This is a genomic window from Sphingobium sp. 22B (genome assembly GCF_001580035.1).
GTDB classification, from domain to species: Bacteria; Pseudomonadota; Alphaproteobacteria; order Sphingomonadales; family Sphingomonadaceae; genus Sphingobium; species Sphingobium fuliginis.
The window spans coordinates 1-22,497 of sequence record NZ_LTAB01000015.1 but is presented as its reverse complement, the minus strand read 5'-3'; the positions used below and the strand labels follow the sequence as shown (position 1 = coordinate 22,497).

Here is a 22,497-nt window from a genome sequence, read left to right as displayed (position 1 = left end):
ATGGACAGGCTGGCGAAATACGCGGAAATGCTCGACTCTGCACAGCGTGAAGCAACAGCTACCCCGCAAATCACCCCTGTGGACACCGCTTTCACGGTGGAAGAGGCCTATCAGGTGCAGAAGCTCTCGGTCGATCGGCGCCTGTCGCGTGGCGAACGGCGCATCGGCGTCAAGATGGGGCTGACCAGCCGGGCCAAGATGTTGCAGGTCGGCGTCGACGAAGTGGCCTGGGGCAGGCTGACCGATGCGATGCTGGTCGAGGAAGGATCCGCCCTTTCGCGCGCGCGCTACGTCCACCCCCGGGTCGAACCGGAAGTCGCCTTTCTGATGAAGGCCCCGCTGGTCGGTAAGGTGACTGCCGCCGCTGCGCTGGCAGCAGTCGAAGCGATCGCCCCGGCGATGGAGATCATCGACAGCCGTTACGAGAACTTCAAGTTCGCGCTCGAGGACGTGATCGCCGACAACACTTCCTCGTCGGGGCTGGTGATCGGATCCTGGCACGATCCCCGGATCGATTTTTCGAATCTGGGCGTGATCCTCGAAATCGATGGCGAAGTGGTACAGGTCGGGTCGACCGCGGCGATCCTTGGCCACCCCATCCGTTCGCTGGTTGCTGCGGCCCGGCTGGTTGCCGAAGCGGGCGAACAGATCAACGCCGGTGACATCGTCATGGCTGGCGGCATCACCGCCGCGCCCAACCTGGCTCCCGGCCAGACCGTGCGGACGACCGTGCAGAACCTTGGCGCGGTCATGTTCCAGGTGGAGGCCTGATATGCCGATCATCGAGGTCAACCTGCTCGAAGGGCGCCCGCCGGAAGCCAAAGAGCGGCTGATCCGGGCGCTGACCGATGCTGCCATCGGTGCGATCGGGGCGCCGCGTGAGTCAGTTCGCGTCATCCTTCGCGAGATGGACCCAGCGCATTTCGCGGTGGGGGGGGTAAGCTTTGCGGCGAAGGCCGCTGCCGCGCAGCCCCGAGTCGAAGAAGATTGGTCGAATGAGGCTTGAGCCCTACCAGATCCGGATCCTCGGAGGGGGGCAGTTCGCTTGCCCCGAGGGTGAACGCGTACTGATCGCGATGGAGCAGTTTGGTTCCAGCGATATAGGAGTGGGCTGCCGTGGCGGTGGTTGCGGGTTTTGCCTGGTTCGAGTTGTTGAAGGCGAATACCGGACCGGCAAGATGAGCACGGCCAAGGTTTCTGTCGCCGACCAGGCAAAGGGATACGCCCTGGCCTGTCGGATCTATCCGATGGATGACCTAGTCATCGAAGTTCTATGAAAACCAAGGGAGAGTTGTCATGGCTACGCAGTTGAAAAGTACAGAAAACGACTACGGCATTAAGTCCGAGTACGGCCATTATATCGGCGGCGAGTGGATTGCCGGGGACAGCGGCAAGACCATCGATCTACTCAATCCCTCGACCGGCAAGGTGCTGACCAAGATCCAGGCCGGCAATGCCAAGGACATTGAGCGTGCGATTGCCGCTGCCAAGGCTGCTTTTCCCAAGTGGTCGCAAAGCCTGCCCGGCGAGCGCCAGGAGATCCTGATCGAAATTGCGCGCCGGCTGAAGGCACGCCAGTCGCACTACGCGACGCTCGAAACGTTGAACAACGGCAAGCCGATGCGCGAATCGATGTTCTTCGACATGACCCAGACTATCGGTCAGTTCGAGCTGTTCGCTGGCGCGGCCTATGGCCTGCATGGCCAGACGCTCGATTATCCCGATGCGATCGGCATCGTTCACCGCGAACCGCTCGGTGTCTGCGCGCAGATCATCCCGTGGAACGTACCGATGTTGATGATGGCGTGCAAAATCGCACCAGCGCTGGCATCGGGCAACACTGTCGTTCTGAAGCCGGCCGAGACGGTCTGTCTTTCGGTGATCGAATTCTTCGTGGAAATGGCCGATCTGCTGCCGCCGGGTGTGATCAACGTCGTCACCGGCTATGGTGCGGATGTGGGCGAGGCGCTGGTCACCAGCCCCGATGTCGCCAAGGTAGCATTCACCGGTTCGATCGCCACTGCCCGCCGTATTATCCAGTATGCCTCCGCAAACATCATCCCGCAGACGCTCGAGCTGGGCGGCAAGTCGGCGCACATCGTGTGCGGCGATGCCGATATCGACGCGGCGGTGGAAAGCGCTACGATGTCGACTGTGCTCAACAAGGGTGAGGTCTGCCTGGCCGGTTCGCGCCTGTTCCTGCACCAGTCGATCCAGGACGAGTTCCTGGCCAAGTTCAAAACCGCGCTTGAAGGCATCCGCCAGGGCGATCCCCTCGATATGGCAACCCAGCTTGGCGCCCAGGCGTCGAAGATGCAGTTCGACAAGGTAGAAAGCTACCTGCAGCTCGCAACCGAGGAAGGGGCCGAAGTTTTGACCGGCGGCACCCGCGCCGATGCTGCAAATCTGGCGGGTGGCAACTTCATCAAGCCGACGGTGTTCACCAATGTGAAGAACACAATGCGCATCGCGCAGGAGGAGATCTTCGGGCCGGTGACCACTGTAATCAGCTGGAACGACGAAGCCGACATGATGCAGCAGGCCAATGCCACCACCTACGGCCTGGCCGGCGGCGTGTGGACCAAGGATCTTGCCCGCGCCCACCGGATCGCGCGTCAGCTTGAAACCGGCACGGTCTGGATCAACCGCTACTACAACCTTAAGGCCAACATGCCGCTGGGCGGTTACAAGCAGAGCGGCTTCGGGCGTGAATTCAGCCATGAAGTGCTGAACCACTACACCCAGACAAAGTCGGTCGTGGTCAACCTTCAGGAAGGCCGCGTCGGGATGTTCGATCAGTGATCGAGAACCCGCGATCTTCGGGAGGAACGATGTGACTGCAAGGCTCGAAGGACAAGTGGCGCTGCTAACCGGCGGCGCCACAGGGATCGGTGAGGCGGTCGTCGCGCGCTTTATCGAAGAAGGTGCCAAGGTTGGCGTCCTGGTCAGGGATGCCGCTCAGGCCGACTTGGTGCGTACGCGGCATGGCAACGCAGTAGTCGTGATTGAGGGCGATGTCCGCAATTATGTCGACAACGAAAAGGCAGTCGTCGCAACCGTGGCTGCATTCGGCAAGCTTGACGTGTTCGTCGGCAATGTCGGGATCTGGGATTTCATGACCCCGCTTGCGGACATGGAACCCGAAAAGCTCTCGGAAACGCTGGACGAGATCTTCGGCGTCAACGTAAAGGGCTACTTCCTTGGCGCCCGTGCCGCAATTCCGGAGTTGCGTAAGACCAAGGGCAGCATCATCTTTACTGCCTCGACTTCAAGCTTCTACACCGGCGGTGGCGGTACGCCCTATGTGGCGTCGAAGCACGCCGTGCTGGGCCTGATCCGCCAGCTCGCCTGGGAACTAACCCCCGACGTCAGGGTCAACGGCGTGGCGCCAGGCGGCACCCGAACGCCGCTGGGCGGTACCCATGCGGGCGGAACAGCCGATGTTCACATGGAAGATATGGAAGGGCTCGACGCGATGATTGCCGGGATGACGCCGCTCGCGCGGATCGCCGAACCGGATGATCACTCCGGCCTCTATGCCTTGCTCGCCTCGCGTCGGGACTCGGCCTACATGACAGGAACGGTTTTGCTCAGCGACGGTGGAATCGGCATCGGCAAACGCCCCGGAAGCTGAAGCGGCTTAGATCTCTCCACCCTTGGCGGGTGCTCGATTCGTCGAGCGCCCGTCTTTTTTTACGTGCGATTGCTGCGATCAAGAAAGCGGTCGGCCGAAATGACCGAACGTGAGAGGCCGGCGGCAAGCAATTGCGCTTCGGCAAAGTCGATCATCGCCGGTGGGCCACACAGATAGGCTTCGTGCGCCGCCAGGTCTGCAACGCCCGCAATCTGCTCGGTGATCAGCCCACGCGCTCCTGCCCAGTCGCTGTCTGGCTCTTCATCCGACAAGGCCGGGACGAATTCGAAAGGGGCCATCCAGCGTTGACGAAGGGCCGCAATTTTGTCGAGGGCATAGAGATTGGACTTACGGCGCGCACCGTACAGCAGGTGCACCGCCCGGTCTGCGCCCCGGTCGAGCGCCTGCTCCAGAATCGAGATGATCGGCGCTAGACCACTACCCCCGGCGATGCAAAGAATGGGGGCAGTGCTGTCCTTGAGGGCGAATTGCCCATAGGGGGCGGTAACCTTCAGCTCCATTCCGGTGCGATCGGTGCAGAACAGCCAGTCGGTAAATGCGCCGCCCGGAACGTGCCGGATGTGAAAATGCAGTTGCTGGGTGGGTTCACCAACCGTCGCGAAGGCGAATGAATAACTGCGTGCACCTTCGATGCCGGGAGCGGTCAGATCAGCGTATTGTCCGGGAGTGAAGGCCAGTGGCCGATCCAGTTCGATGGTCAGCCCGATTATATCCTCGCATAGCCGTTGTGCGGCGACGATGGTGCCGCGATATGTAGCAATGGCGATCCCTTGCGAGAGTGGCGCATCAACCGCGATTGTCAGATCCGAGCGCGGAATGGCCTGGCAGGCGAGGCGAAAGCCGCTGCGCAGTTCGTCGCCCTCAAGTGCAAGGGCCGACGGGCTCAATTCGCCGATCTTGCCAGACACGAGCTTGAACTTGCAGGTACCGCACGAGCCAACCTTGCAATCGTGCGGCATGGCCAGACCCGCGTCCAGCATCGCTTCAAGAAGTGTCTTGCCCGCCGGTATGTCAAGCGTGGTCGGCGATCCTTCCACGGTTACGGTGTTCATCTTGGATTTGCGCAGGAAAGAAAACATTGTCGGGTTTTTCCGAAATGGGCGGGCGGAATCTGCAGTTGCAGATTGTCGCCCGAATGAGGGTGGACGATTGGCCTGGCGTTCAAGTGCTGGCCAGCCAGCGCGGCCAGCCAGCCTGTGCGTTGGCCTGATCCGCCAGCTTGCGTTCGCCGGGGGTGGCGAAACGTTCGTCCCAGTCCTTGAGGCGCGGTTGCGCGATGAAGCGGAACCAGACCGGCGGGATCAGTCCGGCGGCGAAGCACAGGAACAGTGAGGGCATCTGCGGCGCTTGCGGTTCGGGCTTCAGCGCATAGAAGGGGATATGCCCGTCAAGGTGATGGTTGATGTGGTTGGTGATTTCCGCACCGATCGGCCGGACGATCGCGCCAAGGTGGTTCCAGGCGTGATGGAGCTCGATCGGCGCCCCTTCGACCCGGATCAGGCCATAGTGCTGGAAGTAGTTGAACCCCTCCACGAACATCTTGGCCATTACCATCGCGCCGACAGCGGTCAGCGCCGCGCCAAGGCCTGCCGTCAAGCCCACAAAGACGATGATACTGCCCGATAAGAGCGGCAGTAGCCACACCGGATTGCGCCATCCCAGCGAAGCATGGCCAAGCTTGCGGAGGATTTCGGCCGACTTTTCCCAAGTATCCTTGTAGGAACCCCAACTCGCCTGGAACACGAAGCTGTAGATGGTCTGCCCGCGCCGAGGGGTATCGCTATCCTTGGCCGTGTCGAGATGGACGTGGTGGGTGACGATATGGGCAATATCGCGATTGGGGTCGCCGTAGAACGCGCTCAGACACTTGGCGACATAGCGAGGAAACCAGTGGCGGCGGTGCATCAGCTCATGCGCCACCGGCAGGGTCGGCACCGCCGAGAGCCAACCCAGGCTGAGCAGCGATCCGGCCAGTTGCCAGCTTGAATTGTCGGCGCCGGTGATCGGGTTGATCGCGGTCGCAACCGATCGGGCAAAGGCCCAGACCAGCAGGATCATGCACGGGAGCTGGAGGTACATGGCGAAATCGCCAAGCAGTGCCGTGCCCTGCGCGCGCATCTTGTGGTCCGCCGGCAGCAGGATATCCAGCGTCATCAACACCGGAAAGGTCGCCGCGCCCAGCCAGACGTAGCTGCCGCCGAGCATGAATCCGATAACGCCCGCCAAGGTCATGACCGGAATGAGAAAATAGCGCAGTCCGTCCATCGGATTTCTCCTTAGTTATTCTGTTCTGGCCTTGCCCGTCGAGGCAAGGGTGAGGGCGGTGGCGGTCCGCCGCCCTCGGGCCTTCATCAGTACTTGTAGGCGAGCTTGAGGAACCATTCGCGCGGACGCGAGAAGCTGGCCGTTGCGGCGCCGCCGACGTTGAGATCGACATAGCCGCCCTGCAGATAGCGCTTGTCGGTCAGGTTCGTGACGCCCGCAGTCAGGGTGAAGTGCTCACTCCTGTCGGTGAACGAGGCACTGGTGCCGAACACGCTGTACGCGGGCTGGAACAGTTGCGGGCTGTTGACTGCATCCTTGAAGGTGCCGCTCTGGTAGGACCAATCGCCGCGCAGGGTCAGCTTGCCCATGCTGCCTTCATAGACGTCGGCGTTGATCGCGGCCGAAGCTGTCCACTTGGGAACGAAGGCGAACTTCGAATCCAGCGTGACTGGCGCCGCGCTCGGATCGATCTTGGTGTAGTAGGCATCGAGATAACCCACGCCGAAGTTCACGCGAACCTGTTCGATCGGGGCAGCTTCGCCTTCGATCTCGAAGCCCTTGATCCGGCCGGCACCGGCGTTGCGAACCTTCGGAGCGATCCCTTCGTTCACAGTGATCTGCATGTCGCTGTAATCGGAAAGGAACGCCGCGATGTTCAGGCGCAGGCGCCGGTTGAACAGTTCGTTCTTCAGGCCGATTTCGTAGGATTCGACGAATTCCGGCGTGAACGAGGGGGTCGCGATTTCAGCTGGGAAGATGCGCTGGCTGAACCCGCCGTTCTTGAAGCCTTTCGAATAGGACGCATAGATCAGCGAATTGTCGGTTATCTTGTAGTCCGCCGAGATCGCCGGGGTCCACTCCTTGGCCTTGGCCGAAACCTCGATGGCCGGCATCGTGTGGTTGCCGCCCGGGTTGGTCGCCGAAGGCGTGCAGTTCGGTAGCGGGAAACCGGCCAGCGGGCCTGACGGGAACAGGTTGGCCGCCGGGTTTGCCTGTCCGACGAGGCACTGGCTGAACGCGACGAATGCGCCCTGCGGATAGACCGATGCCAGCACTGGATCGAGTTGCGAGCGGTCGTTGAAGATCGTCTGCACAGACGGGTCGAACCGCTTGGTCTCGTTAGTGTAGCGGATGCCCGGCGTGATCGAGAACCGGTCGGTCACCTTGAAGGTGGCCTGCAGGTATGAGGCATAGCTGTCGTTGTCGATGTCGCCGCCAGTAAAGAACTGGGCAAACCCGAATTCCATCGGGGTGTAGTCAGTGCCCTTTTCCTTGAGATAATAGCCGCCCAGAACGAACTTCACCTGGCCATCCATCAGGCTTCCGGTAAACTGCAGTTCCTGCGAGGCCTGCCACACATCGATATCGCTTGCGATCCGCAGGATCGTATGCGGAGTGCCGTCGAAATCGTATTCCATGTGCGAACTCTGGTCGCGGTAGGCCGAAATCGACTTCAGGCTGAAATCGCCGAAATCGTAATCGAGGGTGAGGTTCGTGCCCCATAGATCGAAGTCCGACCGGTTGACGCCGCCAGCCCAGGTGGTGTCGATGTCGCCAGTGATCCAGCGGGTGCTGGCGCAGGCCGGGTTGCCGGTCGGCGCAAGGGTACCCGGAACGCCAAACCCGCCCCAAGGTGCTCCACAGCTGCCATCGGTGACGCGGATCTTGTTCCAGAAATACATCGAGCTGGGCGCAGCGATCTGGCGGTTGGGGCCGCCGGGTGTCGTCGCGCTGTTCGGGATATCGACGAAGCGCAGCGGCACGTTCTGGTCCTGCAGTTCGAGCAGCGAAATGGCCGTCTGCTCTTCGCGGCGGATGTTGATATCCCCGCTGAGGCTGACGGTCAGCTTATCGGTCGGCTCCCACTTGAACGCAATGCGTCCGCCGAAGCTGTCCTTGTTGCCCTGGCGGCCGCCGTCGAACAAACGCTTCTGGTAGCCGTCGCGGGTTTCATAGGAAGCAACCGCGCGCATTGCGAGATTGTCGCTCAGCGGCACGTTGATCATGCCCTTGAAATCGGCGCGGTTGAACCGGCCGGTCGCCGCTTCGAGCTTCAGGTCAAATTCGTGTTGCGGCTGGACGGAATTGACGACGATCGCGCCGCCGATGGTGTTCTTGCCGAACAACGTGCCCTGCGGCCCGCGCAGGATCTGCACATCAGCGATGTCGGTCATGTCGAGCAGCGCACCGACCGAGCGGGCGACATAGACGCCATCGACATAGATGCCCACGCCGGTATCCACGGTAATGTTGAAGTCGGTCTGACCGACGCCGCGGATGAACGCGGTGATCGTGGCGCTGGAACCGGAGATGTTGGCAACCGGCGACATGTTCACGTTGGGCGCGAACTTGGCCACCTGGGCGACGTTGTTGACTTCGCGCGCTTCGAGCATCTCGGCATTCATAGCGGTGATCGCGACCGGCGTTTCCTGCAGGTTCTCAGACCGCTTGCGCGCAGTCACGATGATTTCACCTAGACCGCCGGCCCGTTGCTCCTCGGCCTGAGGCTCGCTTGCTGCTGCATCCTGCGCATGCGCCGTCATCGGCACAAGCCCGGTAGATACTACGATCGCCGAGGCGCTGGCGCGCAGGACGGCTTTCCTGAAATACATCAATCGGTTTGTCATTTGGCATTCTCCCTCGTGTTTTATCATTACTATTTATAAAGGTGGATAGACTAAACGTAGATGTTGAGGTTCTTGCTCAACATTACATTGTGCTTGAGGATCGCTCGGCGTTTGACCAGTTGAAAGCTGTTGCCGACCTGACGCCAGATATCGATACGGTTGCCGATTAGCGAATCCTCGTCGCGTTCGTTGCGATTGCGATAAGCATAGAAGTTCGAATAGACTCGGAACTCGTCGGCCTTTTCGGTAAGCTCCACCTCGACGTTGGTGATGATATGGGTGTAGCGCGTCGCCGGATCCTCCGACCAGGCCGTTCCGGTCTCGAGCCGAGAAAGCCGCTTGAGGATTTCGGGCTTGCTGTCGTTGTAATAGGCCATCCGGGTCAGGTCGGTCACCTGCTCGGTCTTGTCGCGGCGATAGCGGGTTTCGATCCCCGGCATGTGGTAATGCAGGTCTTCCGCCAGCATGCTGGCCCAGGCCTTGTAGTGTTCATCGTCGAGCAGCCGTGCTTCGCGATACAGCGTCTGGGTCAGCGCGTGGGTCAGTTCGAGCGATGCGGTAGTCCCTTCACATGTGCGCTCGAGGGTTGCGGTGTCGGTCATAGCTGTAGTTCCTCTCAGAGCGCGAACAGGCCAGGAAGATCGCGGGTTTCGCCCACATTGCCCAGCTGCGGTTCGGGCCGTGCCGGCATCTTGCCGAATTCGTCATGGGTCATCATGTCGAGCCAGCGCTGATAGAAGCCGCGCTGGTTGGCGTCGTTGTACTGGCCGCGATAGACGATGCCCGGCAGGGTATCGTGTTCGATCTGGCGGCCGATCCCGCAGCGATAGTGCAGGCGCTCGTGCCGGGTGACGACGCCGCGGTTGACGGTGGTGCAGTTTTCCCAGTTTTCGCCGTCATCCATCTCGAAGGTGCCACCGGGGCCAAAGGTCTGCATCACGCCTTTGGTCACTTCCTCCTTGATGTCGTCGGGCATGTTCTTGTTGACGATCACCCAGGTCTTCAATTCGAACTGCATTGGCCCCTTGGGTTGCCACTGGCGGAAGGTGGAAATGCCCGGCAGGAACGAGACGTTGGGGAAGATCGATGCCGAGGCGACCGAACCGAAGATCTTCGAGCGCATCTCGCCCAGGCGTTCTGCCATCTTCGGGCGGATCTTGTTGTAATAGTCCATCACCTTGGGGCGCCCGAGCAGGAAGAGGTCGCCCACGCCTTCGGTGCCGAATTCCCAGCCGTGGCCGTTCACGCTGGCGTGATAGGAATTATCCATGTCGATCGGCGGGAACGGCTGGCCGTTGTTCATCGACCGAGTGCCCGAATCATGCGTCCAGCCGGCGTGATAAGCGTCGCCGATGAAGTTCTCGACCCCGAACTTCCAGTTCGCGCTGATCACCGACTTGATGCAGCCGCCAATGAATTCGGTGCCGCCTTCCTCGTTGTCGAGGATCATGTCGAGATACCACCGGAAATCGCCTAGCCAGGCTTCCAGGCTCGGCGCATCGCTGTTGAAGGTGGCGAACACCAAGCCCTTGTAGTTGCCGACCTTGGCGACGTTCTTGAGGCCATGGTTCTTGAAGTCGATATCGCCCGCGTCGTAGCAATATTCCTCGTGCATGCCCTTGAGGTCGCCGGCGGTGTCAAACGCCCAGCCGTGGTAATTGCAGACGAACCGACGGGTGTTCCCGGCATCGGCGAAGCACACCTTATTGCCGCGGTGCGGGCAGGAATTGAGCATGACCCGGATCGAACCGTCGGGCTGGCGCGCGACGATCACCGCGTCTTCACCCATGTGGGTCGTCAGGAAGTCCCCGCTGTTTGGGATCTGGCTTTCGTGGGCAACGAACAGCCACGACCGCGCGAAGATGCGGTACAGCTCCTCCTCGTAGATGTCCGCATCCGAAAAGATCCGGCGGTCAAGCCAGCCTTCCTTGAGGTCCATGTAGCGTGAATAATCCGGTTCGCGACCGATCCGTTCGAAGCGCATGATTGTTCTCTCCCGTCAGGCTTGTTCAGAAAAAGGCGTTGAGGTTGCTGTCCGGCAGCACGGAATGGTCCAGCACGATTTCGCGCGCGGCCAGCAGCCAAGCGCTGCCTTCGCTGCGCCAGAGGTCAGTGCGTCCGGCGGTGAGCAGGCGGGTGGTGCCATCGATCCGATTGCGGTGCATCCCCAGCACCGAATGGACCCGCACCTCGTTATCGGCCCGGGTGGCCAGCACCTCGACGTTGGAGACAGCGCGGCGGATGTAGTTGGGCGGATCTTCGGCCCAGACGAAGCCGGATTTCAGGCGATCCACCCGCATTTTCAGCCTACCCAGATCCTCGTTGAAGATTACCCCTGGGCCAAGTGGAAAAGGCGGCGAACGGTCAGCGCGGAACCTTCGGCTCTTCAGTTCCAGGCGATAGCTGACGTCTTTGCCAAGCATGGCCAGCCAGCCGTCGAGATCTTCGTTGTCGAGCAGCCGGGCTTCGCGGTGGAGTGCCTGGGTAACTGCAACGATCACCTCCACCGGGGGAGGGGCAAGCGGTCGGTCAAGCATGCTCGGCCTCCTCGTCGGTCAGCGAGTTAATGTTGTACGTGGGCACTTCGGCCCAGGTTTCCGCCATCATGTGCTCTTGCCAGCGGCGGTAGAAATAGCGCTGGTTGTGTTCGCTTACCAAGCCGGAGGCGATATCGCCGGGGAAGCCCTCGCGCTTGCCCGAGCGGCCCAGCGCCATGTTGGTGTAGACATCCATCTGCGCCGTGCGCCAGCCGCGCGACTGTTCGGTGCAGGCGGTCAGATTGTCGCCATCGTCGTTGTCGAAAAGGCCCGCCAAGCCGAAGGTCAGGCACTGGTTTTCGAGAATCTGCGCTTTCACCGCCTCGGGCATGTCGTTTTCGGCCATGGCCCAGGTCCACTGTTCGATCTGGGTGGGACCCTTTGGATGATAGACCCGGAACCAGTTGAGCCCGGGCAGCAGTTGCAGGTTGGGGAAAATGGTTATGTTGACCTGCGCACCCCACACCTGCCTGCCGCGCACTTCGCCCAGACGGTCGATCACCGTCTGGCGGTTGGCCTCTAGGTATTCGAGGATCGGCTTGGGATCAGGATAGAAGGCGTAGCCGGAAACGCCGTCGAGCGCGCTCAAGACCATGTGCCCGTTCATGCCGGCGACCGACAGCCCGCCATCGAGATCGACCCCGGAATTGCCGACGCTGAGCCCGGTGAGGTCCATCGACTGGACTGCTGCCATCGCGCCGGCATGTGCCCAGCCCAGGTGATAGCCATCGCCGCAGACGTTCTCGACTGGCAGCTTCCAGTTGGTGCCCAGCACCATCTTCTGCGTCTCGCCGAGCAGTGCCGATCCGCCCGGCATGGCATCCAGCCAGACATCGAGGAAAAACTTGGCATCGCCCAGATAGTCATCGAGGCTGGGCGAATTGGCATCCCAGCAGCCGAACACCAGGCCCTTGTACTCGGCCACTTTCGTCACCGGGATCAGGCCGAACTTGGTGCGGTCGAGTTCGCCGAAATAGGCCTCGCTTTCCAGCGGCACCCCGGCGAGCGCGCCGTCCGGGGAAAAAGACCAGCCGTGATAGTTGCAGGTGAAGGCGCGCGCATTGCCGCGATCGGCGCGGCAGATCCGGTTCCCGCGGTGGGTGCAGCTGTTAAGGAACGCCTTGATCGACCCGTCCTTCTGGCGGATCACGATCACATCGTCTTCGCCCATGAAGGTGCGGAAATAGTCGCCCGGCTTCGGAATCTGGCTGGTGTGGACCAGGAACAGCCAGCAGCGCCCGAAGATCCGCTCAAGTTCCTGCCGATAGATGTCTTCGCTCGCGTAGATCGAGCGCGATTGGCGCCCGGTGCGTGAATCAACCAGATCGGCAATGTTGTCGTTCATTTGATCCTCTCCCAACAGCATGGCTAAAGCCGCCATCGATTTTTCTTGTCGGGACAGTTATAAGCACGAATCGTGCCAATATCGTTTTCGGGCCGATTTACCGCAGTCCGGTTGGTCAATCCCACGGCGAGGCACCGTGCAGATCGACGTATATGTAAATGTCGAGGCTTAAGTCTGGGCCGGAAGTTACGAATCTGATAAGCTGACCGGATGGAGACGCTCCCAGGATACGCCGACCTTGCCAGCAAGCTGCTGTTCTCACCGGAAATGGGCCGGATCTGGCATGACGGTGAACGCTGCGTACTGCTCAGCCAAGCGGCCCTGGCCAGCTGGCGCAGCCGCCTGGTGGCCGAATTGGGGCTAGAAGCGGCCAGCCGGTTCTTCTGGGGTGTCGGTTTTGCCGAAGGCGCACGGTGCGCGATCGGCGCGAAGAAATTGCGCCCGGATGGTGATTATCTCGAAGCATTCGCGGTCGGACCGCAGGCACACGCCTTGACCGGGTTCGGCTGGACCCAGATCGAAACTCTTGAAAACGATCCCTCGCGGGGGCATTTCGAAGGCCGGTTCACGGTCCACGATTCGATGGAGGCGGCGATCCATCTCAACGCGATGGGGCACAGCACCGATCCGGTGTGCTGGATGCAGACCGGCTTTGCAAGCGGCTTTGCCACAACCTTCGCGGGACAACCGATCATCATGCGCGAAGTGGAATGTGCGGGGCGAGGCGATGCTGCCTGCGTACTTCACGCCAAACCAAAACCCGAATGGGATCAGTTGGACGACCTCGAATTGGCCGCGACGCCGCTGGTCCTGTCCGAAACGTGGCATGATGCGGGCCAAACGGTGATTGGGATATCGGCAGCGTTCCTCTCAGCCAAGACCATGATCGAACGCACCGCAGCGAGCAATGCGACGCTGCTGTTAATGGGCGAGACCGGGGTCGGCAAGGAAGTGCTGGCCAAGCTCGCTCATCGGCTGAGCACGCGCGAGGCGGAGCCGTTCATCGCGCTCAACTGCGCGGCGATCCCTGAGGGGCTGATCGAATCGGAGCTGTTCGGCGTGGCCAAGGGGGCCTATACTGGCGCGGTTGCCGCCCGGCCCGGTCGGTTCGAGCTGGCCAATGGCGGCACGCTGTTCCTGGACGAGATATCGACACTGTCGCCACTTGCACAATCGAAGATTCTGCGCGCTGTCCAGGAAGGTGAGTTCGAGCGGGTCGGCGATACGCGGACGATCAAGGTGGATGTCCGATTGATCGCAGCATCGAATGTGGAACTTAACGAGGCGGTGCGGGAAGGCACGTTTCGTGCCGACTTGTTCTACCGGATATCGACTTTACCGGTCCGGGTGCCGCCGCTGCGCCAGCGCCGCGAGGACATTCCGGTGCTGCTGGAACACTTCCGTCTGCGTTATGCCCTGCGCCATGGCCGAACAGTATCGGGCTTCACTCCGCGGGCGATTAACGCGCTGTTGGCTTACGATTTCCCGGGCAATGTGCGCGAACTTGAGCGAATGGTGGAACGCGCCGTGCTGTTGGCGGACGACGGACGAGCGATCGACGTCAGACACCTGTTCTTGGAAACCGACGGCCTCGAATTGAAGCCGGCGATGTGCATGACCAACGATGGCAGGATCAGCGCCGTTGACAATGTTGGTAGTCGCGCCAACTTGGTGCGCCAGATGCTGGATCTGATCGTCGATGAGGGCGGAAGCCTGCTGGAAATGGAAGGGCTGGTGATCCGCGAGGCCCTTGATGCAAGTGGGGGCAACGTTGCTCGCGCGGCGCGCACCTTAGGCTTTACCCGTCGGCAGCTCGCCTTGCGTCTTGAAAAAATGGAAATCCAGGAATCCGCCTAGCGCGCGTTAACTCTCGCAACGCATTGCATATTGTGCAAAGAAGGTCTATAGGGAGGTGCGCCTTCCGGCAATAAGACCGGGAAAGCACGCAAAGTTGGGAGAATCGCATGAAATCGGTAGCCGTGGTCGGAGCAAATCTTGCGGGTGGCCGCGCGGTGGAGTCCTTGCGCCAGGCTGGCTTCGATGGCCGGATCACCCTTATCGGCGAAGAACCGTGGCGGCCCTACGAGCGCCCGCCCCTGTCCAAGGAGGTGTTGTGGGATCCGGCCAATGTACCGGACAATTTCTTCCTTCATGACGAGGCCTGGTACGCCGCCAACCGCATCGAAATGCGGCTTGGCACGCGTGCCGAAGCGCTCGACCTGGCGGCGAGCGCTGTGCGCCTGACGGGCGGAGACCTGGTCCAAGCCGACCGCATCCTGCTGACCACCGGTGGTTCCGCCCGCAAGCTCAACATGGAGGGTGCCGACGCCGCCAACGTGCATTACCTGCGCACCCGGGACGATGCCACCCGGATGGCGACGGACCTCAGGGACGGCGCCCGGATCGTCATCATCGGCATGGGTGTGATCGGGGCTGAAGTCGCGGCCAGCGCGGTCAAGCTGGGGTGCCGAGTGACCGCGATCGAACCGCTTGCCGCGCCTATGATTCGCGCGCTCGGGCCGCAGTTCGGGCAATGGCTGGGCGAGGAACATCGCCAGCGCGGCGTCGACACCCGCTTCGGACGCGGCGTGAACGCGATGAAGGTGCTTGACGGGCGGGTGACGCAGGTCGAACTCGATGACGGATCACTGGTGGATTGCGATGCCGTGGTAGTCGGGGTCGGGATAGTGCCGGAAATCAGCCTAGCCCGGGACGCAGGCATCGTCACCAATAACGGCATCATCGTCGATCGGCGGTGCCGCTCCAGCAATGAGAATGTCTTTGCCGCCGGCGACGTGGCCGAACAGGAGAGCTTCTTCGGCGGCCATATCCGCCAGGAAACCTACCAGAATGCTGCCGATCAGGCTCAGGCCGCGGCGCTCGCCGTGCTCGGGCAGGGCGTCGATTACTGCAAGCCGGTGTGGTACTGGAGCGACCAGTTCGATCTCAATATCCAGTTCTGCGGCCATATCCCGGTGCAAGCCGAGGTAACCCTGCGTGGAGACATGGCAAGCAACCAGTTTACCGCATTCTTCCAGTCAGGCGAGATGATCGAGGGCATCCTGACTGTCAACCGCGCCCCAGACATGGGCATCGGCAAACGGCTGATCGAGCGCCGAGCCAATGCCCAGGCCGCGCAGCTGGCCGATGCCGATGTGTCGCTCCGCGATATCCTCAAGCAGGCTGGTTAGGCTCGTAAGGCGGGCGGGATCAGCCGATCCCGCCACCTGCGACGTAGAGGGTTTGGCCGGTGATGTAGGACGCCTCGTCGGCGGCTAGAAAGCAGATCGCGGCGGCCAGTTCCTCGGGCTCGCCGAAGCGACCCAGCGGGGTATCGCGCAAGGTCTGCTCCATCACCTCGCCAAAGCCCTTGCGGTCCGCGTCGGAATGCGGAGCGGTATTACGCGGGGTGACACGGGTCACGTTGACCCCGCCAGGAGCCACGCAATTTACCCTGATGCCACAATCCTCCAGTTCCAGCGACAACGCAGCGGTCAGCGCCGCCACGCCACCTTTCGCAGCCGCGTAGGGCACGCGATTGACCCCGCGCGTTGCCACCGAGCCGATGTTGACGATCGCGCCGCGACCCGCCGCGCGCATGTGGGGCAGCACTGCATGGCAACACCACAGCGTCGGCCACAACGAGCGATTAATTTCGGCGACGATTTCTTCGGTGGTGTATTCCCAATAAGGCTTGGCCCAGATCGTGCCACCGACATTATGGACGGCCACGTCGATCCGCCCGAATTTATCGCTTACAGCGTTGTACAGGGCAGCGGCTCCAGCCTGTTGCTCGAGGTCGTGGATGGCGGGGTGAGCGTCGACAGATTCGGCCATAAGTCGCGCAACCGCATCCAGTGTCGCCTGTTCTGCACGATCGGCAACGACGACTGTGGCGCCTTCTCGCCCTAGGCGCTGGGCCGTAGCAAAGCCGATGCCCTGGGCTGCTCCCGTGACAATCGCGATCTTGCCTGCAAATCTTACGTTTGCGTCTGTCATCTCTGATTTCTCCAAACCCGCACCCGTCCGGCCGGAAGGGTGCAATCCTAGTCACATTCGGCTTCATAAATCCGCATTCCTCCCTTGCCAAGCCCGTGGGCAATGCGTTACATATTGGCTAATGATTGAAAATCTTTGGGAGATGTTGCGTGGCGCGTGAACTGCTGACTGCTGCTGATATAAAGGGTGCCTGGGCGATCGTGCCGACGCCCGCCAAGGAAGGTGCTACCGATTGGCGCGCCACTGATACGGTTAATGTCGACGAAGCAGCCCGCATGGTCAACGGCCTGATCGAGGCCGGAGTCGACGGCATCCTGAGTATGGGAACGCTGGGCGAGGCCGCGACCATGACGCTTGACGAAAAGCTCGTCTTTATGAAGACTATCGTAGATGCCGCAGCGGGCCGGGTTCCGGTGTTTGTCGGCACAACCTGTATCAACACCCGCGACACCATCGCGCTGACCCGCGAGGCAGTCGATATCGGCGCGACCGGGACGATGCTGGGCGTACCGATGTGGTGCGCGCCGAGCGTCGATGTCGCGGTCCAGTTCTACAAGGATGTCGCTGAGGCGGTGCCCGATATCAATATTGCAATCTATGCCAATCCCGAAGCATTCAAGTTCGATTTCCCGCGCCATTTCTGGGGTCAGGTCGCCGAAATCCCCCAAGTTGTTACTGCCAAGTATATCGGTGTTGGCACACTGCTGCCCGATCTGGCCGCAATCAAGGGGCGGATCAAGCTGCTGCCGATCGACTTCGATTACTATGGCGCGGCGCGGATGGACGATTCGGTCGATGCCTTCTGGACAAGCGGCGCGGTCTGCCATCCTCTCGTCAGTACGACATTGCGCGATCTCGTCGCACAGGCCCGCGCCACCGGCGACTGGAGCAAGGCCAAGACCTTCATGGGGCGGCTCGCGCCCACGGCAGCAACGCTGTTTCCCAATGGCAGCTTCAAGGAATTCTCCACCTACAACATTCCGCTGGAAAAGGCGCGGATGACCGCCGGTGGATGGATGAACGCCGGACCTTGCCGTCCACCCTATCACTTATGTCCCGAAAGCTATCTCGAAGGCGCGCGTAATTCGGGCCGGATGTGGGCCGAACTGGGCAAAGCGCTCGAAACAGAGCGTTGAAGACGGTCAGATAAACGATCACTGGAAATGCGGGAGCAAGAGGATGGCTGACGCGACCTTGACCTGGCCGAAGAATTATAACGAAGTTCCCAAGGCGGCCTTTACGCGATCGGATCTCTACTTGGAAGAGATCAAGCGGATATTTCACGGCCCGGAATGGCATCCGGTTGCGCACGAAAGCGAGTTGCCCAACCCAGGCGATTTCCGGACGATCCGCCTCGCAGGAATCCCGCTGTTGATCTCGCGGGATGAAGGGGGCGAGGTTCGCGTGTTTTACAATGCCTGCTCGCATCGCAGCAACCAGCTCGAAACTGCGGTAATGGGTAACAAAACCGAGTTCGAATGCCCCTATCACCGTTGGCTGTTCAGTGCCAAGGGCGAGCTTGTTGGATGTCCCAACCCGCGCGAATTCGTACCCGGTTTCGACAAGGCGGACTACCCCTTGGGGCAGCCGCGCTTCGATCTGTTCTACGGCCTGATATTCGTGACGTTCTCGGCTGAGACAGAACCCCTTGACCAGTTTCTCGGCGAAGCAGGAGAAACCCTGCGCGAACTGATGGCGGGCGACGGTCGCCTTAAACTGCTGGGCTATCAGAAGGTTCGCTATGACAGCAACTGGAAGGGTTACAACGACAACGACGGCTACCATGCCCCGCTGCTCCACGCGGCATTCAAGATGCTCAATTGGCAGGGCGGCAAAGGGCGGCAGTATACCGCCACGAAACGCGGCCATGTCTGTTTCGAGTCGGCACTCTCCGTGGCGAGCGGTCCCAGCGTTCTAAAAGATAAGGATCTGATTGCCTTCAAAGGGCAGGATCCATCAGTCGGGTCACGCATCGTCCAGTTGTTCCCGACTTTCGTTTCAACCAAACATCTCGACGTCATAAACCTGCGCTTCGCGACCCCAATCGATGCCGAAACGACCGAGGTCCACTACGCCTATTTCGCCCACCAGAACGACGATGCGGACATGCTTCGCCACCGGTTACGGCAAAGCTCCAATTTACTGGGTCCATGCGGTTTAATTAGCATGGAAGACGCTTCGATCTTCCACCGGATCCACATCGGCAGCCACACGCCTGGCAATGCGATCTTCCAGAAAGGCGTGCGTGATCCTGCCAAGCTCGAGTCCGAGTTTTCGCAGAACGATGAAAGCGGTAACCTTCCGCGCTGGGAATATTACCGCTCGGTGATGGGATTCGAAAGGGCACAAGCATGATGCTTTCGCCCACCAAACTGGAATGCGCTCTTGACCGCCTGCTGCTGGCGGACGCCAACGCGCTCGACAGCAAAGACATGACAGGCTGGCTCACTAACTATGCCGAGGAAGAACAGGCATCTTATTACTGCCGTGCGGCCGAGAACACAGAACATAACCTCGAACTCGGCTTCATGTTCGACGATTGTAGGGCGCGACTGGAAGATCGCGTCACTTATGTCACAGAGATCTGGGCAGGGACCTTTCAGGACTACCGCACTCGCCATTTCGTTCAGCGGGTCAGCCATCGGCAGGTCGATGCCAGCACAGCAGAGGCCATGTCCAACTTTTCGGTTTTCATGACGCCGATGGATACCGGGGTCACTCAAATTCTTGCCGCAGGTCGCTATCTCGATATGGTTCGGCTTTCGGGCGATGGTCGGGCCAAGTTTCTGTCCCGCCGTGCCGAATTGGATACGTCAGTACTCCCGCGATATCTTGTCTACCCGATATGAAAAGTTATGCAATATAGCTAAATATTCCAGAGAAATACCGATCTATATTATAGCTTTAGCAGTAATCTTCGGAAGATTTCGATATGAGTTCACAATGTAAGATGGTGAAATTGCCAAAAGATATCGCGGATAAAATTATACGCTTTTCAACTGGAAGAACGGATTCAATGTTACAGAAAGAGCTTGGGATAAGCTATAATACGTGGAGAAAAATTAAGCGAGGACAGCCACTTAGAGAAAGCTTAGCGGCAAGAATAATATCTAGAATTAGTATAATATAATCATATTCTTATCAAGAGATTAATTTTCCTTAATTTCCTTAATCTGTCACTGACATTATCGAGCACCATTTTTTTCGATGATCCGAAGCCATGTAGGATTTATGCGGCAAAAAAATGTCCTATCAATCAGTTCAAAGAGAGAACTGAAAAAAAGTGCGCGTCGCAAAAATATCGTAAACGTTGCGATGAATGCATTTTTAGAGAGTGGCTACGATAATGTCACTATGTCTGATATTTCTAGTATATTGGGCGGGTCGAAGAGCACTCTTTGGCAATATTTTGATCACAAGGAAGACATTGCTGTTGCCGCTATTGAATTGAAAGTTCAGTTATTTAGAAATTTTCTTGATCTCGATATTTCCGAATGTAGTAGTATAACCAGTATGTTGAATTTATCTTCGAAAAGATTTTGCCATTTCTTGATGCGAGATGACACCATCGAAATCGAGCGAATTATAATTATCAACAATCGGCGCATTCCCAAGTTAGGAAATATTTTCTACTCTAATACATTTTTGTATTTTCGAGATCAAGTTTCCTTATTTTTAGCTAATTCTTTATACGACGAAGATCCGGATGACGCGGCTATGCTGTTACTTGATCTTTGCACCTCAGGATTCAATCGAAGGTTGATACTGGAGTTGCGACACGCAAACAACATTCTAGCCGACCAAATCGCTGATCGCGCGGTACAGATTTTTATGAAGATTTACCATAAGTGCCTGGTTCGTCATCATGCGGATTGATTTCATAGTCTTGCGATACGTCGGATGACGATTTGAACGGGCGGGATGAAGACCCAAGCCTTTGCCGAAGCGATGGTTTTCTCGAAGTCCTCTGCTAGGCATCGGTTTCGGTTGAGCCATGCCAACGTCCGTTCGACCACCCAGCGGCCGGGCAGCACCTCGAAGCCTTTGGCGGTATCTGACCGTTTGATGATTTCGATGGTCCATTTCGCCATTCGCCGCAGAGCCTTCCTGAGTTTGTCGCCAGCATAGCCGCCATTTGCGAAGACGTGCCGCAGATACCAAAAGCGCGCGATGATTTCGCGTAGCACCATTGGGACTCCGTCGCGGTCCTGAATGTGGGGCGTGCGGATCACAGCATGCACCAGATCGCGTTCATTCTCAAGCAGGCCGAGGATGGTACGACCGTCGAGGAGGTGTGCCGCAAAGCCGGCATATCGGTTCAGACCTACTATCGATGGCGGAGCAAATATGGCGGACTGATGCCGTCGGAGACGAAGCGGCTGAAGCAGCTCGAGGAGGAGAATGTCCGGCTCAAGCGGCTCGTGGCAAACCTCAGTCTCGACAAAGAGATGCTGCAGGACGTCATCCGCCGAAAAATGTAAGGCCTGATCGAGCTCGGGAGATCGTTGGCTATCTGCGGGCGAACTACCAGGTGAGCGAACGGAGGGCCTGCGGCGCATTTCCGATCAACCGATCGACCCAGCGCTACCAATCCCGTCGCCTCGATCAGGCCGGTCTCAAGATGAAGATCAAGGAGCTGGACACCTTCTGTCATTGGGTGCGGGACTGCAAGGTAGATCGACTTGGGGTTCATGCTTCTGTCCGTGATCGACGCGTGGTCGTCACATGATGCGGTCNTGGACACCTTCTGTCATTGGGTGCGGGACTGCAAGGTAGATCGACTTGGGGTTCATGCTTCTGTCCGTGATCGACGCGTGGTCGTCACATGATGCGGTCGGAAAAATCAGGGTAGCCGATCTCGAAAACGGCGTTGATCGCCAAAGCGTCCAGCGGCTTGTCCCTGACCATCGTCCCCTCGCCGGTCACCCGCAGGGGACCTCTACGTAGCTGAGTATCCGGGCATCTTTTCTCTCCTCGAAGGCTATGCCGGCTGGCCGTACCTGAAGTCGGCTTCATCGACCCACATCCGGTGCAGAATGATGCCAAGCTTGCGGGCGAGCGCGACCTTGGCGCGCTTCGCGCTGCGGCGCTTGGCGATATTCATTGCCCAGGCCTTGATCTTCGACCATTTCGCCACGCGCGTCATCAGAACGTGCGCTGCCTCGAACAGAGCGACCCTGACCGCCGGATCACCGGCACGACTGATCCCGCCGTTCCGATCTATCTCGCCCGATTGATATTTTCGCGGCGTCAGGCCGAAGCAGGGACCGACTGACTTGGACGATCGAAAGCGGGCAGGATTATCGACCGCGGCACGGTAGGTAAGCGCGACAATCGCGCCAACGCCTGGCGCGGTCATGAGCCTCCGGCATACGGCGTCGGTGCGAACGATATCCCGGACCTGCCCATCCAGGACAGCCAGCTGCGCGCGTAATACTTGGCGCACAACGAGCAAGGGTTCCATGATGGAGGCAAGCGTTGCATTGCCCGAGACTATGTCGCGGACGGCATCATCCCAACGGCCCCGCAGCAGTCGGCCGAGGCGCAGGCCGAAACCCTTCAACAACCCGCGTACGCTATTCTCGATGTCCTTCTGCCGGCGCATCAATGTCGACCGCGCGGCCAGCAACGTACGCTGCTCGCGGGCGGGAATGGTCTTGACGTGCACCGGCCTGAACCAGCCCGAGCGCAATAGCTGGGCCATACCCCGGGCGTCGTTGCGGTCCGTCTTCATGACCATCGCCGACAGCGCAGCGCGGACCTGCCGGGTCTCCATCAGAACCGGCTCAATCCCTGCGTCCTGGAGGCCGCGAAAAAGCCATTCCGAAAGCGGTCCGGCCTCGAAGCCGACCAGTTCGAGTTCAGCGCTGTAGGGGGCCAGGCAATGGGCGATCGCCTCCGGATCGCTAATCGTCACTGCTTCCAACAGAATATTGCCACCGGCGTCGATCACGCAAATCGCCGTCTTATCCATAGAAACATCAAGCGCGGCATAGGCAGTCATGGCTTTCCTCCTCGATAGGGGATGCTCAATATGGGGCGAATCGCACCCAATGACCGCATCTCGAA

General features: G+C 59.6%; 20 protein-coding genes and 2 pseudogenes. 12 read left to right on the top strand and 10 right to left on the bottom strand.

Translation table 11 applies throughout. From position 1 onward, the window contains the following. Genes A0J57_RS14325 through hcaB form a run of 5 tightly spaced genes read left to right on the top strand, consistent with a single transcriptional unit; the run spans position 1 to position 3,634 of the window. The gene (locus A0J57_RS14325; RefSeq protein WP_024020833.1) at positions 1-771 is read left to right on the top strand and encodes a 2-keto-4-pentenoate hydratase; all 771 of its coding nucleotides are present in this window, start codon (positions 1-3) and stop codon (positions 769-771) included. A gap of 1 nt (position 772) precedes the next feature. Beyond that, positions 773-1,006, top strand: a complete 234-nt coding sequence (locus tag A0J57_RS14320; protein WP_008828143.1) for a 2-hydroxymuconate tautomerase — start codon at positions 773-775, stop codon at positions 1,004-1,006. After that, on the top strand, positions 996-1,277 hold the full coding sequence (locus A0J57_RS14315) for a 2Fe-2S iron-sulfur cluster binding domain-containing protein (RefSeq protein WP_008828144.1): 282 nt from the start codon (positions 996-998) through the stop codon (positions 1,275-1,277). Before A0J57_RS14320 ends, A0J57_RS14315 begins: the two co-directional genes overlap by 11 nt. A gap of 19 nt (positions 1,278-1,296) precedes the next feature. Then, positions 1,297-2,802, top strand: coding sequence for an aldehyde dehydrogenase (locus A0J57_RS14310; RefSeq protein ID WP_008828145.1), 1,506 nt, complete (start codon positions 1,297-1,299; stop codon positions 2,800-2,802). A 31-nt stretch (positions 2,803-2,833) separates the two neighbouring features. Further along, positions 2,834-3,634, top strand: a complete 801-nt coding sequence (hcaB, locus tag A0J57_RS14305) for a 3-(cis-5,6-dihydroxycyclohexa-1,3-dien-1-yl)propanoate dehydrogenase (protein WP_031309914.1) — start codon at positions 2,834-2,836, stop codon at positions 3,632-3,634. Between the two features lie 59 nt (positions 3,635-3,693). On the opposite strand, the gene A0J57_RS14300 is transcribed toward hcaB, so the two are convergent. The 7 genes from A0J57_RS14300 to A0J57_RS14270 form a co-directional block, all read right to left on the bottom strand. Next, the gene (locus A0J57_RS14300) at positions 3,694-4,734 is read right to left on the bottom strand and encodes a 2Fe-2S iron-sulfur cluster-binding protein (protein WP_008828147.1); all 1,041 of its coding nucleotides are present in this window, start codon (positions 4,732-4,734) and stop codon (positions 3,694-3,696) included. A gap of 82 nt (positions 4,735-4,816) precedes the next feature. Beyond that, positions 4,817-5,920, bottom strand: a complete 1,104-nt coding sequence (locus A0J57_RS14295; RefSeq protein WP_008828148.1) for an alkane 1-monooxygenase — start codon at positions 5,918-5,920, stop codon at positions 4,817-4,819. An 86-nt stretch (positions 5,921-6,006) separates the two neighbouring features. Next, positions 6,007-8,547 (bottom strand): TonB-dependent receptor, encoded by a 2,541-nt coding sequence (locus A0J57_RS14290; protein WP_046765870.1) that lies wholly within the window; start codon positions 8,545-8,547, stop codon positions 6,007-6,009. 50 nt (positions 8,548-8,597) lie between these two features. Then, positions 8,598-9,149 carry a 3-phenylpropionate/cinnamic acid dioxygenase subunit beta gene (locus A0J57_RS14285; protein WP_008828561.1) on the bottom strand — a complete coding sequence of 184 codons (552 nt, stop codon included), beginning with the start codon at positions 9,147-9,149 and terminating at the stop codon, positions 8,598-8,600. Positions 9,150-9,163: 14 nt separating this feature from the next. Continuing rightward, positions 9,164-10,531: an aromatic ring-hydroxylating dioxygenase subunit alpha gene (locus tag A0J57_RS14280; RefSeq protein ID WP_008828560.1), complete on the bottom strand. Its 1,368-nt coding sequence runs from the start codon at positions 10,529-10,531 to the stop codon at positions 9,164-9,166. A 25-nt stretch (positions 10,532-10,556) separates the two neighbouring features. After that, positions 10,557-11,084 carry an aromatic-ring-hydroxylating dioxygenase subunit beta gene (locus A0J57_RS14275; protein ID WP_024020830.1) on the bottom strand — a complete coding sequence of 176 codons (528 nt, stop codon included), beginning with the start codon at positions 11,082-11,084 and terminating at the stop codon, positions 10,557-10,559. Beyond that, positions 11,077-12,429 (bottom strand): aromatic ring-hydroxylating dioxygenase subunit alpha, encoded by a 1,353-nt coding sequence (locus A0J57_RS14270; protein ID WP_008831827.1) that lies wholly within the window; start codon positions 12,427-12,429, stop codon positions 11,077-11,079. Before A0J57_RS14270 ends, A0J57_RS14275 begins: the two co-directional genes overlap by 8 nt. A gap of 210 nt (positions 12,430-12,639) precedes the next feature. Here A0J57_RS14270 and A0J57_RS14265 point away from each other — a divergent pair, with 210 nt between their 5' ends. Together A0J57_RS14265 and A0J57_RS14260 are read left to right on the top strand one after the other, a co-directional pair. Continuing rightward, the gene (locus A0J57_RS14265) at positions 12,640-14,286 is read left to right on the top strand and encodes a sigma-54-dependent Fis family transcriptional regulator (protein ID WP_024020829.1); all 1,647 of its coding nucleotides are present in this window, start codon (positions 12,640-12,642) and stop codon (positions 14,284-14,286) included. Positions 14,287-14,393: 107 nt separating this feature from the next. Further along, positions 14,394-15,620: an NAD(P)/FAD-dependent oxidoreductase gene (locus A0J57_RS14260; protein WP_008829811.1), complete on the top strand. Its 1,227-nt coding sequence runs from the start codon at positions 14,394-14,396 to the stop codon at positions 15,618-15,620. 19 nt (positions 15,621-15,639) lie between these two features. Here A0J57_RS14260 and A0J57_RS14255 read toward each other — a convergent pair whose 3' ends face one another. Further along, positions 15,640-16,428 (bottom strand): 1,6-dihydroxycyclohexa-2,4-diene-1-carboxylate dehydrogenase, encoded by a 789-nt coding sequence (locus A0J57_RS14255; RefSeq protein WP_024020828.1) that lies wholly within the window; start codon positions 16,426-16,428, stop codon positions 15,640-15,642. Between the two features lie 149 nt (positions 16,429-16,577). Between A0J57_RS14255 and A0J57_RS14250 the strand changes: the two genes are divergently transcribed. From A0J57_RS14250 to A0J57_RS25350, 4 genes are all read left to right on the top strand, one after another. Next, complete coding sequence (locus tag A0J57_RS14250) at positions 16,578-17,564, top strand: dihydrodipicolinate synthase family protein (protein ID WP_008829814.1); 987 nt, start codon at positions 16,578-16,580, stop codon at positions 17,562-17,564. 43 nt (positions 17,565-17,607) lie between these two features. Further along, the gene (locus A0J57_RS14245) at positions 17,608-18,783 is read left to right on the top strand and encodes an aromatic ring-hydroxylating dioxygenase subunit alpha (RefSeq protein ID WP_008829815.1); all 1,176 of its coding nucleotides are present in this window, start codon (positions 17,608-17,610) and stop codon (positions 18,781-18,783) included. Beyond that, the gene (locus A0J57_RS14240; protein ID WP_024020827.1) at positions 18,780-19,277 is read left to right on the top strand and encodes an aromatic-ring-hydroxylating dioxygenase subunit beta; all 498 of its coding nucleotides are present in this window, start codon (positions 18,780-18,782) and stop codon (positions 19,275-19,277) included. Before A0J57_RS14245 ends, A0J57_RS14240 begins: the two co-directional genes overlap by 4 nt. A gap of 358 nt (positions 19,278-19,635) precedes the next feature. Beyond that, a complete protein-coding gene (locus tag A0J57_RS25350) occupies positions 19,636-20,304 on the top strand; it encodes a TetR/AcrR family transcriptional regulator (protein ID WP_082718776.1) in 669 nt (222 codons plus the stop codon). Positions 20,305-20,306: 2 nt separating this feature from the next. On the opposite strand, the pseudogene A0J57_RS14230 reads toward A0J57_RS25350, so the two are convergent. Then, a pseudogene (locus A0J57_RS14230) lies at positions 20,307-20,672 on the bottom strand (transposase); the annotation flags it as partial. On the opposite strand from A0J57_RS14230, the pseudogene A0J57_RS14225 reads away from it, so the two are divergent. After that, positions 20,664-20,980 (top strand): annotated as a pseudogene (locus A0J57_RS14225) (transposase); the annotation flags it as partial. The pseudogenes A0J57_RS14230 and A0J57_RS14225 sit on opposite strands and share 9 nt — an antisense overlap. 429 nt (positions 20,981-21,409) lie before the next feature. Here A0J57_RS14225 and A0J57_RS14220 read toward each other — a convergent pair. After that, entirely contained in the window at positions 21,410-22,432 is a 1,023-nt protein-coding gene (locus A0J57_RS14220; RefSeq protein WP_008832424.1) for an IS110 family transposase, read from the bottom strand. Positions 22,433-22,497 lie beyond the last annotated feature (65 nt).

Coding starts and splice junctions, on each gene's coding strand:
- A0J57_RS25350 (WP_082718776.1), top strand. CDS start 19,636: ATGATCCGAAGCCATGTAGGATTTATGCGGCAAAAAAATGTCCTATCA.
- A0J57_RS14320 (WP_008828143.1), top strand. CDS start 773: ATGCCGATCATCGAGGTCAACCTGCTCGAAGGGCGCCCGCCGGAAGCC.
- A0J57_RS14290 (WP_046765870.1), bottom strand. CDS start 8,547: ATGACAAACCGATTGATGTATTTCAGGAAAGCCGTCCTGCGCGCCAGC.
- A0J57_RS14265 (WP_024020829.1), top strand. CDS start 12,640: ATGGAGACGCTCCCAGGATACGCCGACCTTGCCAGCAAGCTGCTGTTC.
- A0J57_RS14280 (WP_008828560.1), bottom strand. CDS start 10,531: ATGCGCTTCGAACGGATCGGTCGCGAACCGGATTATTCACGCTACATG.
- A0J57_RS14295 (WP_008828148.1), bottom strand. CDS start 5,920: ATGGACGGACTGCGCTATTTTCTCATTCCGGTCATGACCTTGGCGGGC.
- A0J57_RS14240 (WP_024020827.1), top strand. CDS start 18,780: ATGATGCTTTCGCCCACCAAACTGGAATGCGCTCTTGACCGCCTGCTG.
- A0J57_RS14325 (WP_024020833.1), top strand. CDS start 1: ATGGACAGGCTGGCGAAATACGCGGAAATGCTCGACTCTGCACAGCGT.
- A0J57_RS14310 (WP_008828145.1), top strand. CDS start 1,297: ATGGCTACGCAGTTGAAAAGTACAGAAAACGACTACGGCATTAAGTCC.
- A0J57_RS14300 (WP_008828147.1), bottom strand. CDS start 4,734: ATGTTTTCTTTCCTGCGCAAATCCAAGATGAACACCGTAACCGTGGAA.
- A0J57_RS14285 (WP_008828561.1), bottom strand. CDS start 9,149: ATGACCGACACCGCAACCCTCGAGCGCACATGTGAAGGGACTACCGCA.
- A0J57_RS14245 (WP_008829815.1), top strand. CDS start 17,608: ATGGCTGACGCGACCTTGACCTGGCCGAAGAATTATAACGAAGTTCCC.
- A0J57_RS14255 (WP_024020828.1), bottom strand. CDS start 16,428: ATGACAGACGCAAACGTAAGATTTGCAGGCAAGATCGCGATTGTCACG.
- A0J57_RS14315 (WP_008828144.1), top strand. CDS start 996: ATGAGGCTTGAGCCCTACCAGATCCGGATCCTCGGAGGGGGGCAGTTC.
- A0J57_RS14270 (WP_008831827.1), bottom strand. CDS start 12,429: ATGAACGACAACATTGCCGATCTGGTTGATTCACGCACCGGGCGCCAA.
- A0J57_RS14275 (WP_024020830.1), bottom strand. CDS start 11,084: ATGCTTGACCGACCGCTTGCCCCTCCCCCGGTGGAGGTGATCGTTGCA.
- A0J57_RS14220 (WP_008832424.1), bottom strand. CDS start 22,432: ATGACTGCCTATGCCGCGCTTGATGTTTCTATGGATAAGACGGCGATT.
- A0J57_RS14260 (WP_008829811.1), top strand. CDS start 14,394: ATGAAATCGGTAGCCGTGGTCGGAGCAAATCTTGCGGGTGGCCGCGCG.